Here is a 13,021-nt window from a genome sequence, read left to right as displayed (position 1 = left end):
ATCTTATTGAAATACTTTCTTAAATTGTTTTCCTATTTCATCTTGCTCTTTCTCAACTGTTTTCCAATCAATATTTAATACTGAAATCTCTTCTACATTCGGTCTATTTTCAGCTTTTATATCTGTTCTACCTGGCAATAAATACGCTTTAGCAACTTGTTTTTGCACATCATCTGATAATAAATAATCAATAAACTCTTTTGCACCCTCTACATTTTTACTATCCTTCATAATCCCCGCTGCACGTGGGCTAATAACTGTTCCGCTTTTTGGATAAACAATATCAACCGGTTCACCCTTTGCTTTTGCGCTGTACGTCATATAATCAACACCTGCAATTACCATATCTTTCGCACCTGTTACTACTGGATCTAAAGCTTCTTGATTTGCTCCTGCTACTGTAACTTCATTTTTCTTAAGCTGTTCAAATAAATTCCATCCATCTTTTCCATTCTTTTTCACATATCCTGTTACAAAGTCTAAAGCTGAACCTGAAAGTGCTGGATCTGGAAGATTCACTTTTCCTTTCCATTCCCCTTTCGTTATATCGCTCCAATCTTCAGGCGCTGTCTTCACATTTTTTGTATTGTACACAATCCCTAATGCTGAAGCACTATACCCGAAATAATGTCCTTTATCATCTGACCATTCAGAACGCAGCTTATCAGCTTGTTTCGCTTCTTTATAAGCTAACGTTTGACCCTCTTTCTTTAATCCTTCCATCGCTGGTAATGATGCAAGTACGACTACATCAACGACTGGATTTTTCTTTTCAGCTTCCATTCTCGCTAAAATCTTACCTGTTGTTCCTTGAAACATTTCTACTTTTATACCTGTTTTCTTTTCAAAGTCTTTTTGAATTTTTTCTGCTAACCCTTTTGGCCCTGCACTATATACAACAATTTTCTTTTCATTCGTATTTTTACTTTTTGCATCTGCATTGCCTGTCTTTGAACTACACCCTGTTACTACAGCCGAAAATAATAAAGTACATACAAATAAAGACTTAAGCGAACTGAATTTCTTCATACGATTCTCCCCCTATATGATGAATACATTTTTTTGGCACATATAACGATACTGGTTTACCGATGCTTAATTTACTATTGTGATAAGCTGTCCATATTCCGAGTGCCCCCATGTTTACTTTTATTTCATACCGTTCTCCTACATATGTAACGTGCTTAATTTCACCTGTATACATTTCGCACACTTCATTTTTCGTCCAGTTCACATGCTCTGGACGAACCATTTTTTTACCCTCTACAAGCCAATTCGCCTTACCAACAAATTTGGCAACAAATTCATGAGACGGTTTCACATAAATATCTTCCGGTGTTCCTTTTTGTAATACTTCTCCTTGTTTCATGACAATAATTTGGTCTGACATTGACATTGCTTCTGTTTGATCGTGAGTGACATACAGTGCAGTTAAACCAATGGAATGAACGATATCCATAAGCTCTATTCTCATTTCTTCTCGCAAAATTGCATCGAGTGCACTTAGCGGTTCATCAAATAAAATAAAATGAGGTTTTGTTACAATTGCTCTAGCGAATGCGACACGTTGTTGCTGTCCACCAGAAAGTTCGTGTGGATACCTTTTCTCCATACCTTGCAGGCGAACTCGCTTTATCGCATCTTCTACTTTTTCTCGTAAATGATTTGTTTGCTTTGTAGCCCTTAAACCAAATGCAACATTGTCAAAAACAGTCATGTGCGGCCATAAAGCAAAATCTTGAAATACCATACCGATATTCCGTTCATGAGGAGATGTCTTTATCTTTTTTGCAGCAGAATACATGCACTGGTCTCCAAAATATATTTCTCCCTTATCCGGTTCTTCAAGCCCTGCTATCATTCTAAGTAAAGTCGTTTTCCCACACCCCGAAGGTCCTAAAAGTGTAGTGAATTCCCCTTGTTTCATTACAATCTGCAACGGCTTTAACGCCTGTGTTTTTCCAAATGTCTTTTCTAATCCACTAATTGTAATATCCATTGCTTCACCTCTCTCCCCTCATTCTTAACCTGCTTTCATTCTATATGGAAGATTTATACTGAATGTTAATGTACTGTAAAGATTAAATTAAAAAACTTCTAATAAACTATTTATTTCTATAGATTTTTTCTATAGTTAAAATAAAAAAGGCGGCAATTCATAATGAATCTCTTAAAATTAGAAATTGTAGTACTTATTAAGAAATACAAAAAGCTTACAATTGTTGCAGAAAAACTTGGCGTTAAACAACCAACTATTACATTTCATATAAAAAGCTTAGAAGAAGAACTCGGTGTGTCTTTATTCGAATTACGTTCTGGAAGGTATTTCTTAACAGAGGCTGGTGAGGCTTTGCACCATTATGCTTCTAAAATAGATGCACTTATGAAAGAAGCTAGACGTGTCACGCAAGAGTTTAAAGATTTTAATAAAGGTGCTATAACAATCGGCGCTAGTTATGTACCAGCGACTTATCTTTTGCCAGAAGTCGTTCATGAATTTCAATGTGAATTTCCCAATATAAAAATAACGCTACTAGTTAAAACAGCCCCTGAAATTCGAATGATGCTACAAAATCACGAAATCGATCTTGGGATAATTTCCGCTGCTCCATTTGATGAACCACTTTTAAAACAAACGAATATAATACCTGATACACTTGTTCTTGCCTTTTCCAAAGAACATCATTTTTCAAAGAAAGAAAATGTATCGTTACAAAATATCGAAAAGGAACGCATACTATTGCATCGTAATCCATCTACAACGAGAGATTTACTTACAAAATGGATGTCAGTTCATAACATTACATTCCAATCAGAAATTGAATTAGACTCATTAGAAACGATGAAACAAATTTTAAAATATGGTAATGGAATTGCCTTTATTTCTAAACTTGCTATTGAGCAAGAAATACAACGAAATGAGCTATGCTATATACCAATCCCAGAATTTGAATTTCAGCGTAATATTTATACGATTCATCATGAGGACAGATGGAATTCTAAAATCATTTCTTTTTTACTACAGAGCATCCATTCATTTGCAACAAAAAATTAAAAGGCTGTCGTTATGCACGACAGCCTTTTACACTATAAATCTATTTATTTTTCTTTGCCTCAATTTTTGCTTGCGCCTCTTCAGCCTTATCTAATGCTTCTGATACTTTCTTCTCTTTTTCTTTCACTTCATCTATACTATCGACAGCTTTAATAATTTTATCGATTCCTTCTTCTTCTACCTTTCTACGCTTTGCTACTCTTTCATTCACTTTCTCTTCTACATCTTTTGCTTTTTGAAGCATATTCTCTGCATTTGATGTTACAGCTTTTTCAAGTGCATCATCTTTTTTCTTTTGTAACACTTCATTTGCAATGTCTTTCGCTTCTAAATACTTACCGTCTTTTAATGCTGTTGCCCCGTGATCCATTTTCTCAGCAACTTCTTTATATGATTTCGCTTCATTTCCTGATTTCTCTTTTTCTGCTTTTTCGAACCACATTGTTGCATCACTATACTTTTCATCTTTCAATGATTGCATACCTGTTTCAATATATGTGTCATAATTGCTACATCCAGCCATTACGATTAATAGAAAAAGCATAACAAAACTTAATTTTTTCATGCTGTTGTCTCCTTTTCTTTGCAAGCTCACTTTACTTTAACATACATGAAAAAGAGTTTCAAAAACTAAAATACTAATTCGGTCATTTTTATTTCGTTAAGTCAAATTTCCTTTTAGGCAGACACATCCACTTGCTTTTTCATTACATGCTTCTTTACTCCTACTAATACAACTAACAATAAGCCTCCGCCTAATGTCATCATAACAATGCTAGTTGGCAACATATCTAATAATAATCCATACACAATCATACCGAGTGGTGCGATTGCAGTAGAAATTGTTTCAAGTAAGCCGAAAACGCGTCCTAAATAATTTGGATTTGTCGTCTTTTGCAAATGTACTTGCATCGGAATATTTACAACCATCATTGATATACCAGTTAACATCATAAAAGCGATATAGTAAATAAAACTTGCTACTTTCGGAATGGTGACTACTAATGGAAACACTGTACATAAACTCAAGCTCGCAAATAAAAACAACCCAATATAAACAGAGCGAAACGGATTATTCACTTCTTTACGTACTGATAACGCAATTGCACCAATTAACATCCCAACTGCTAACATTCCCTCTACAACACCGAGTTGATTCGAAGATAGATGCAAATTTTGAACAATAATATATGGAAGTGAAACGAAAAGTGCACTCGCAAAAAAGTTTACCCCTACTGCAATTTTCATTAAACCATATATTTCATGCTGTCTTTTTACATATGAAAACCCTTCTTTTATACTTGTCAAGAAATGCTCTTTACTTTCAGCCATGTCTTTTTTATATAAATCGAATACGATAAATAATTGTACAATTACCGCTAAAAAGAATGTAATGCTATTTAGCAGGAAAAACGATTTAATTGAAAAGAAACCAAATACAACTCCACCAATAATCGGTGCTAAAATATTTGATAAAGATGCTGCCGTCTGGTTCAAAGCACTCGCTTTTTGAATACGTCCCTCATCTACTAAACTTGGAATAGATGAAGTTAATGCAACAGCATAAAAACTCGCACAAATTGATAATAATGCTGCTGAAACATAAATAAACAGAAGTGATGGCCCAAAAGTAGTTGCAAGGATAAACATAATAAGCATTGTTAAACTACTTAACAAATCAGTACCGATGACAAGCCATTTTCGATTAACACGGTCAGCTACAGCACCAGCAATCGGTCCACAGATCAGCCTTGGAATCGATCCGCAAATAAGCGTAGTTGCAAACCCCATTCCTGAACCCGTTGTCTTTAATACGTATAATCCCATTGCAAACGTATAAATACCCGCTCCTAACAAGGACGTCATTTTTCCAATCATCATTAAAATAATATTTCTCGTTGCAATCTTCATTTTCCAATCATTTTGACCTATATTTATATCCCCCATTATGACACTCTCCCCTTAAAAGTTAAATTGTGTTAAACTTATTATATAATTAACTTTCCAATTTTTACAACAAAAGTTTAATTATATTTAACTTTCAAATTATAAAGGAGCATATAATGGCTACTCTCGGTGCAAAAATTAAAACGTTACGAAAAGAAAAAAAGCTTACTCAAACTGATTTAGCAGGTTCAGAGCTGACAAAAAGTATGCTAAGCCAAATTGAAAACGGAAAAGCTACACCTTCCATGAAAACATTACAATATATTGCTGAAAAACTTGGATGCGAAACGAGTTTTTTACTAGAAGATGATGATGTGGAAATGATAGAACTCATTCAACAAATGGAACAACTAATAAAAGCAAATAAGTACGATGAAGTATATGAGATCTTACTACCTATCGTTCAAAAAGAGCTACCTCCTACTTTGAATACCGCTCGTTTATATAAACAATTTGTAACAGCTGCGGCTAAAATGAAAGATTACAATATTGAACATTACGTGGAAAAGGCTACTTCTATTTTTGAAAAATATACGTTATACCGGGAAAGTACGGAAACAAAATTAAAATTATCCTTTACGATATTCACACGTAAAAAGTATGCTGAATGTTTACAACTCATTGCTAGCATCCGAAATGACTATGAAGAGAAACATTTAGAAATGGATCTCATTATACATATCGAGTTATATTTATATGAGGCGATTATTTTTCTTGCATATGGTAATTACGAACAATGTGAAAGTGTCATTTTAGATGCACTTGCATTTTCAAAAAAACATCAAGTGTATTATAAAACAGATGAATTTTACCGTATTTTATCTTACCAAAAAGTCCTAACGGCTGATAAAGAACAATATTTACATTACATAAAAAAATCAGAGCAATTTGCCATTTTTACAGAAGATACTTTATCTGCAGCGGTTATTAATCTTTTAAAAGCTTACTACTACAACACAATTACTCATGAATATACTATTGCATTAGAACATGTAGAACAATTTCGAGAACAACTAAAAGATGAGCGAATTTTTCAAGATGATGGATCGTATTATCTTGAAAAAGGAAAAGCTTTGTATGGTTTAAAACAATACGAAGAAGCTTTAAAAACATTACAACGTGCTATCATACCAGATTATATAAACCATCCACTTGATCACGCACGGCTTACAACAGCTGGGGCATATCGTGCTCTTTGTTATGTCAAACTTAATGATAAAAAAAGAGCTCTTGAAGAAGTAACAGAAGCATATGAAATCGTACAGTCCTATCCTGATTCCATCTTCACTTCATTTATTAAAGAAACATTACAAATAATACAAAAAATTTAAGAATGTATCTAAATGGTATATTATTCCTCTTTTTTAGCAAAGATAATAATGATGGGAGGAATATAAATGAATATACAACGTGCAATAGAGCTTTCTGTGTCAGCGGAACAAGCCAATGTCAGTTTTCAAGGCATGCCTGTTATGATTCAACACGTCGATGAAAGCAATGAAACCGCCCGCATATATGAAGTAAAAAACCCAGGACGCGAATTAACTGTTCCAGTTAATAGCTTAGAGGAAATATAAGAAATGCCACTTCTCTTTTGAAGTGGCATTTTTCTTATGAATCAAAAATACAACTATTATTTCTTCTAATTTTTTAAGCTTATAATAAGAAAATGTAAATTTTATACTCTAACCCTATATTTTGTGATATTTTATACTCTGGAAATAATCAAATCTTTATAGATGAATAATATAAAGTTTTTTTCTATTTCCCACTCTATACATAAAGGAGGAATTGTATGAGCCTCTCTATATACGAAGGTTTAGGTATTATTTTTTTCGTAATCATTATTACTTACGCCCTTGCACACAAATATTTATGGTCAAAAAAATTACTTATTATTCTATTTCTCATTTGTAATGCTATTTATCTTATTTGGCGAACTTTTTATTCGTTACCAACTATTAATCTCATAAGTATTATCGCTGGTATTATATTGTTAATTACAGAATGGGCTGGTTACTTACAATCTATCGTTTTTAGCATTGTTTCATGGAAACCATATAAACGGAAAGAAGTACCATTATCCACTTTTGAAAAACTACCTACTGTCGACATATTTATTGCCACTTACAATGAACCGATCGATTTGTTAAAACGTACTGTAGCTGGTTGTACGTTGATTACTTATCCGAAAGAGTTACTAAACATTTATATTTGTGACGACGGGCGCCGTGAAAGTGTAAAGCAACTTGCGGCAGATTTTTCTGTTCATCACATAACTCGCACCGAAAACAAGCATGCAAAAGCTGGAAATTTAAATCATGCGATGCTTCATTCAAAAGGTGATATTATCGTAACAATGGATGCCGATATGATACCACGAGCTAACTTTTTAGAGCGAACGATTGGATATTTTTCTAAAAATAATGTTGTATTCGTTCAAGCACCACAAGTTTTTTATAATGCTGATCCTTTCCAATATAATTTGTTTTTTGAAGATAACATCGCCAATGAACAAGATTTCTTTATGCGCCAGTTAGAAGAAGGGAAAGATCGCTTTAATGCTACGATGTATGTTGGTAGTAACGCCCTATTTCGCCGCACCGCGCTTGAAGAAATTGGAGGATTTGCGACTGGAGTTATTACTGAAGATATGGCAACTGGTATGCTACTACAAGCTAACAAATGGGAAACTATATTTGTCAATGAAACACTAGCTGTTGGATTATCCCCAGAAACATTTAGTGATTTATTAAAACAACGGGACCGCTGGTGTAGAGGGAACATTCAAGTCGTAAAAAAATGGAATCCTTTCACTATAAAAGGATTATCTTTTATGCAGCGTCTTTTATATGCAGATGGAATTCATTATTGGTTTTTCGGTGTTTATAAAATGATATTTTTATTAGCACCGCTATTATTTTTAGTATTTGATATTTATAGTTTAGAAATTAATTTCATGCACTTATTTATGTTCTGGGCACCTGCCTTTTTAACATCACAGCTTATTTTCAAAGCTGTTTCTAATAAAAAACGAACAACTACGTGGAGTCATGTGTACGAAGTTGCTATGGCTCCTTATATGGGATTTGCTATTTTATCAGAAATTTTCTTACGTAAAAAGTTTCAATTTCATGTGACAAGAAAGGGAGTTCAAAATAATACAAGGCATTTTTTATGGATTGCAAGCATCCCTCATCTCATATTACTCATTTTAACAATTATTGCACTTATTCGAGCAACACTTATGCTCTTATACCCTGAGCAATATCATATTGAAAGAGAGAGCTTATATATTAACATTTTCTGGTTACTATACAACGGGATAGCTATTGTCACTTCACTATTTGTAGCATTTGAAAGACCGCGTTTTCGAAATTCAGAACGTTTCGTAGTAAATTTACCAGGTACTTTATATGCCGAAGATATGATCATTTCTTGCAATATCCTTGATATTAGTGAAACGGGGGCACGTTTTGAATTAGATTCCTCCATTCCATTTGAAACTTTATCAAGTCTATCTTCCTATATGCTATCTTTTGGCGAGGTAGAAAAGATTCATAGTACAAAAAAATGGATTCGGAGACAAGAAAATTCTGTACAAGTTGGTGTATCATTTGATGATGTGTCCCATGAGCAATATTGTAAACTCATTCTTCATCTATTTAGTAAACCGGTTAATGACCGGGTGGAAAAGGTGTACGATAAAGCATTTCTTACACTAGCAATTGCATCTTTCATAAAAAACACAAAAAAAGCACCAAGACAATTTCGCAGGCAACATATACGTGAGCAACTGATGTCTCCTGGAACATTGCATATGAATGGGATGCCGATTGAAGCCACCATTATCGACTATAGTACAGGTGGGTGCCAAGTACAAACGAACATCCCTCTTGTGATTGACCAAATTATACAAGTAACAATGGAAGAACGTAATATTCAAAAGAGAAATGCACAAGTGTGTTGGATTCAAAAAAAGGGGCGTAAAATATATGCTGGATTAAAATTCACAGCGTAAAAAAGAAAAGAAGCGTCGTGCTTCTTTTCTTTTTTTTACATGCTAAAATACTTATTAAAGGGGGAATTTATATGGAAAATGCTTCACAAAAGGCGAGTCATTATTATGCCGTGATATTCACTTCTAATTTATCAAATGATACAACAGACTATAATACCGTTGCCGAAACAATGGAGGAACTTGCAAAGCAACAACCTGGATTTTTAGATGTAGAAAGTGCACGAGGTAATTCTGGGCTCGGAATAACAATTTCTTATTGGGAATCACTTGATGCAATTGAAAATTGGAAGAAGAACGCCTTACATAAAGAAGCGAAAAAAAGAGGTCGTGAGCAATGGTATGAAAACTTCCACCTGCGTATCTGCCTTGTTGAGAAAGAATTTAAGTTTCAAAGAGGCACAATATAACTATGAAGAAAAAAGTAGCTCTCGTTATTGTTCATGAAATATATGGTGTGAACGACCATATGCATCACGTTACCGAGCAATTTACTTCATCTCATATTGACGTATTCTGTCCTAATCTTCTGCACTTACAACACGCATTTCATTATCGTGATGAAGAAAAAGCATATGAACATTTTGTAAATCATATTGGATTTGATGATGGAAAAGACCAAATTGAAGCATTCATCAATACCCTTTCAAGCAATTATACACATATTGGACTTATCGGCTTTAGTGTTGGAGCTACCATCTCATGGCTATGTAGTAACAATCCGAAAATAGATTTTATCATCGGATGTTACGGTTCTCGTATACGCGACTATGTTCACATAAAGCCTACATGCGCTACACTACTTATATTTCCTGAAAAAGAAGCTAGTTTTTCAGTATCCTCTTTAATTCAAACATTGCAGCAACAAAAAAATCCTTTACTAGAAATACAACAACTACACGGTGAACATGGATTTCTAAATCCGTACACTGAAAAATATAACGGGCACTCTACAAAACAAGCATACAATGTAATAGATTCATTTCTTGTAAAGTGAAACTTTATTAGTTTTTTATTTGGGTTATTGTTGTTAGTTATTTCGGGGATGTAATAGAAGAAGGAAGAAAAGCCAACATTCAACTTTTCTTCCTTCTATCTTTACCTTTAGCTTTCACTGTCACTGATTCACAAGGTGTATAATATATTTGAGGTGTCGCCTTATCAACAAACATCATAAACGTAATAAAGCCGATAATAAAGAAAATAAACAACGTTAACAAAATTGCTCCTATCGTTAAAAGTATCATAACACCACCCCTATATTTTTCATGTTATTACACCTTTCGCTATTATATGAGCGTAATCCTTTTTAGAAAAAGAAACGTAACAAAATAATCACAACCACTCCCGTTAATACTGTACCTAATAAACTACGAGTATATATCGCTACAAGAAATGTGGGAATTGCTGCGATAAGGTAATCCCACTGCATCGTCTCATGCATAAATAAAACTTGTGCTAAAAGCGCTGCTAATATCGCAATTGGTATGTAATTTAACCATTTTAAACCCCAGTCAGGAATTTGTAGTTTGCTAAATACGAGTAGAGGTAAAATACGTGGCACGAGTGTAACAGCTCCTGCTGCTAGTAAAAGTAATAATACATCTAATCTCATTTCCATTTTTCAATCACCACTCCAATCGTCGCAGCTAGTAAGGTTGCGATAATAACCGCTATACTATCTGGCATAAATAGGTGTGAAACGTATGCGATGATAATCGCTACAATTGCAACACTTAAATGAATTGCTAGTTTTGGTTTACTACTTATGAGCTGAAGAACAAATAATCCAATAAACATCGCTGGTAATGCATAATCCATCCCGTATGTATGTGGATCTGGTATCCACTCACCAAACAGCCCACCAATAATAGTAGCAAGAATCCAATTTAAATACGCTGTTACGTTAAGCCCGATCATCCATCTTTCACCTAAATATCCTTTTTGCGCCGCGTGTTGCACTGCAACGCCGAAAGTTTCATCTGTAATTTGCGAACCGATGATTAAGTTTTTAAATAGAGGAATTTTCGTAAAGTACGGCGCGAGTGCAGCACTCATAAGAAGGTGGCGCAAGTTAACAAAAAATACAGTAAAAATAATTGCGGAAGCAGGAGCACCGGCTGCATACATACCAGCTAATATAAATTGGGCAGAACCTGCATAAATTAAAGTGGACATAAATGCAATTTCAATGATAGAAAAACCTGCTGTTTTTGCAATTACACCAGCTGCTATACCGATGCTCAAGTAACCAAATACAGTTGGTAAACAATCTTTTACTCCTTGCTGAAATGTATCATCGCTCTGCAAAGCTACATGTGCCTGAGCTTTACTCATCTCTATCATCCTCCATTCCTTCTAAAGTTCGTTTTCCTGTTACGACATGAACTAAATCTATATTTTCACGCCATAACGTATCTAACTTATCAGCTCCAAATTCCTTCGTGATTTCTTCAACCATAATATCGTGCCGCACATACTCTGTAGCAACGAGAACTAGCGCTGGGTCATACGTTGTAACGGCCCATGAAGTGCTATCATTTGAGAAGTTCGCAATTAATACTTCCTCTCCATCACGCGCAATAACAGTTAAATGACCACCCATTCTCTTTTCAACAACGTGAGGCGTCATATAATTATGGTGAAACGTCGCTCCTATTTTTGTTTCTGGAGCTCCAAATAAGATTGAAAATATATGTACGCCTTCCTCTTCCTTTTGATAAATGTATGGCTCAATTTCATGCACTTGATCTTCCCATACAGAAATCCATAATTCTTCCTTTGCCCTATTAATTATATTGCATATTTCTTTTAAAACACGATCATTTGAGCGAATATGCGAAATTACATCTATTTGTCGCTCTTGTTCTAAACAATTTAATTTCTCATCTAAAAATTCAAAGGACTTTTCAAAGTCTTTTCGCATTCGATTCATTAATTCGGTAGCTGGTACTGGTACATATTTAACTGGTTCAGAAGGTACAATATGCACCGCTCCTTTATCCATTAACTTACCGAGTACCTCGTAAATCATAGAACGAGGTACTCCTGTTTGTTTACTCACTTCATAGCCAGTTACTGGGGAATGTTTTAACAATCCAATATACGCTTTACATTCATATTGGGAAAATCCTAACTTTTGTAATTCCTTTATAATTTCATCCATCGGTAACCCCTCACAATCTAAATCGCTCTTACTTCAAAACGGCGATTTTGCTTCCCTTTACTTTTTACTTTATCAATAATAAGTGTTCCTATTTCACTCGTATTTTTCACATGTGTGCCTCCACAAGCTTGTTCGTCTAAGTTTTCAATTGTAACAATGCGGATTTCTTGGATAGTAGTTGGCAGGAGATTTATTGCTGTTTTAATCATTCCTACAGCATTTTCTGCTTCTTCGCGGCTCATATAACGAGTGGAAATTTCTTTATTTTGCTTAATAAGTTTATTCACTTCCTCAACAATTTCTTCTACTTCCACGCTCGATAACTCTTGTAACTCATTAAAATCGATACGTGCTTTATCAGGATAAATTTGATTTCCGGTGCATAGAGCTCCATACTTTTCATAAACTACAGCTCCGATAAGATGCAGTAAAGAGTGATGACGCATTAAATTATGACGTCTTTCCCAATTAATCTCTAATTTAACTGGACCTAATTTTACTTGAGCTTCATCTTTTATATAGTGAACTATTTCTCCCTGCTCCTTCTTTACTTTTTCAACTTCAAATACAGACCCATCTTGTACAATGACACCCGTATCACATTCCTGTCCTCCACCAGTTGGATAAAAAACTGTTTCTTTTACAAATACTTTATTCCCTTCCACTCTTATCACTTCTGTCTCGCAACTCGTTTTGTATGCATCTTCTAAATATAATGCCGTTTTCATACTCTCACCTCTTTAGTAGTTATAGTTATACCTACTAATATAAAAAATAATATTCATACAGTCAACTTATATTTCAGAATTTTTAATTTTGAATAAAAAAAGCCTTT

At 34.3% G+C, this 13,021-nt stretch carries 15 protein-coding genes; 6 read left to right on the top strand and 9 right to left on the bottom strand.

Annotated features, from left to right (window positions below):
* Positions 1 to 3: 3 nt before the first annotated feature.
* On the bottom strand, positions 4 to 1,029 hold the full coding sequence (locus MR167_RS09585; protein ID WP_242314470.1) for an ABC transporter substrate-binding protein: 1,026 nt from the start codon (positions 1,027 to 1,029) through the stop codon (positions 4 to 6).
* Positions 1,007 to 1,999: an ABC transporter ATP-binding protein gene (locus MR167_RS09580; RefSeq protein WP_016077895.1), complete on the bottom strand. Its 993-nt coding sequence runs from the start codon at positions 1,997 to 1,999 to the stop codon at positions 1,007 to 1,009. The genes MR167_RS09585 and MR167_RS09580 overlap by 23 nt, the downstream gene beginning before the upstream one ends.
* Positions 2,000 to 2,161: 162 nt before the next feature.
* Here MR167_RS09580 and MR167_RS09575 point away from each other — a divergent pair, with 162 nt between their 5' ends.
* Positions 2,162 to 3,055, top strand: coding sequence for a LysR family transcriptional regulator (locus tag MR167_RS09575; RefSeq protein WP_001050622.1), 894 nt, complete (start codon positions 2,162 to 2,164; stop codon positions 3,053 to 3,055).
* 40 nt (positions 3,056 to 3,095) lie between these two features.
* Here the strand turns inward: MR167_RS09575 and MR167_RS09570 are convergent, their stop codons facing one another.
* On the bottom strand, positions 3,096 to 3,620 hold the full coding sequence (locus tag MR167_RS09570; protein WP_000736417.1) for a DUF4398 domain-containing protein: 525 nt from the start codon (positions 3,618 to 3,620) through the stop codon (positions 3,096 to 3,098).
* 113 nt (positions 3,621 to 3,733) lie between these two features.
* Complete coding sequence (locus MR167_RS09565; RefSeq protein ID WP_242314468.1) at positions 3,734 to 5,002, bottom strand: MFS transporter; 1,269 nt, start codon at positions 5,000 to 5,002, stop codon at positions 3,734 to 3,736.
* Between the two features lie 116 nt (positions 5,003 to 5,118).
* Here MR167_RS09565 and MR167_RS09560 point away from each other — a divergent pair, with 116 nt between their 5' ends.
* From MR167_RS09560 to MR167_RS09540, 5 genes are all read left to right on the top strand, one after another.
* Entirely contained in the window at positions 5,119 to 6,333 is a 1,215-nt protein-coding gene (locus MR167_RS09560; RefSeq protein WP_242314466.1) for a helix-turn-helix domain-containing protein, read from the top strand.
* A gap of 66 nt (positions 6,334 to 6,399) precedes the next feature.
* Positions 6,400 to 6,579: an H-type small acid-soluble spore protein gene (locus MR167_RS09555; protein ID WP_001025734.1), complete on the top strand. Its 180-nt coding sequence runs from the start codon at positions 6,400 to 6,402 to the stop codon at positions 6,577 to 6,579.
* A 218-nt stretch (positions 6,580 to 6,797) separates the two neighbouring features.
* Complete coding sequence (locus MR167_RS09550; protein ID WP_242314464.1) at positions 6,798 to 9,023, top strand: glycosyltransferase; 2,226 nt, start codon at positions 6,798 to 6,800, stop codon at positions 9,021 to 9,023.
* Positions 9,024 to 9,094: 71 nt separating this feature from the next.
* Positions 9,095 to 9,430 (top strand): antibiotic biosynthesis monooxygenase family protein, encoded by a 336-nt coding sequence (locus MR167_RS09545; RefSeq protein WP_242314462.1) that lies wholly within the window; start codon positions 9,095 to 9,097, stop codon positions 9,428 to 9,430.
* 2 nt (positions 9,431 to 9,432) lie between these two features.
* Positions 9,433 to 10,017 carry a dienelactone hydrolase family protein gene (locus tag MR167_RS09540; RefSeq protein WP_242314460.1) on the top strand — a complete coding sequence of 195 codons (585 nt, stop codon included), beginning with the start codon at positions 9,433 to 9,435 and terminating at the stop codon, positions 10,015 to 10,017.
* A 79-nt stretch (positions 10,018 to 10,096) separates the two neighbouring features.
* On the opposite strand, the gene MR167_RS09535 is transcribed toward MR167_RS09540, so the two are convergent.
* The 5 genes from MR167_RS09535 to MR167_RS09515 all read right to left on the bottom strand — a co-directional run bounded on the left by MR167_RS09535 (position 10,097) and on the right by MR167_RS09515 (position 12,914).
* Positions 10,097 to 10,267 carry a DUF3951 domain-containing protein gene (locus MR167_RS09535; RefSeq protein WP_000602229.1) on the bottom strand — a complete coding sequence of 57 codons (171 nt, stop codon included), beginning with the start codon at positions 10,265 to 10,267 and terminating at the stop codon, positions 10,097 to 10,099.
* Between the two features lie 62 nt (positions 10,268 to 10,329).
* Positions 10,330 to 10,641, bottom strand: a complete 312-nt coding sequence (locus MR167_RS09530; protein WP_000425944.1) for an AzlD domain-containing protein — start codon at positions 10,639 to 10,641, stop codon at positions 10,330 to 10,332.
* Positions 10,632 to 11,357 (bottom strand): AzlC family ABC transporter permease, encoded by a 726-nt coding sequence (locus MR167_RS09525; protein ID WP_000030479.1) that lies wholly within the window; start codon positions 11,355 to 11,357, stop codon positions 10,632 to 10,634. The genes MR167_RS09530 and MR167_RS09525 overlap by 10 nt, the downstream gene beginning before the upstream one ends.
* Positions 11,350 to 12,186: a TrmB family transcriptional regulator gene (locus MR167_RS09520; RefSeq protein ID WP_000343356.1), complete on the bottom strand. Its 837-nt coding sequence runs from the start codon at positions 12,184 to 12,186 to the stop codon at positions 11,350 to 11,352. Before MR167_RS09520 ends, MR167_RS09525 begins: the two co-directional genes overlap by 8 nt.
* Positions 12,187 to 12,203: 17 nt before the next feature.
* The gene (locus MR167_RS09515) at positions 12,204 to 12,914 is read right to left on the bottom strand and encodes an alanyl-tRNA editing protein (protein ID WP_242314458.1); all 711 of its coding nucleotides are present in this window, start codon (positions 12,912 to 12,914) and stop codon (positions 12,204 to 12,206) included.
* Positions 12,915 to 13,021 lie beyond the last annotated feature (107 nt).

The sequence above is a fragment of the Bacillus cereus group sp. BfR-BA-01355 genome, from assembly GCF_022663675.1.
Taxonomy (GTDB): Bacteria; Bacillota; Bacilli; order Bacillales; family Bacillaceae_G; genus Bacillus_A; species Bacillus_A thuringiensis_S.
Note: the sequence above shows the minus strand (reverse complement) of the source record. Positions and strands in the feature narration are given on the sequence as shown.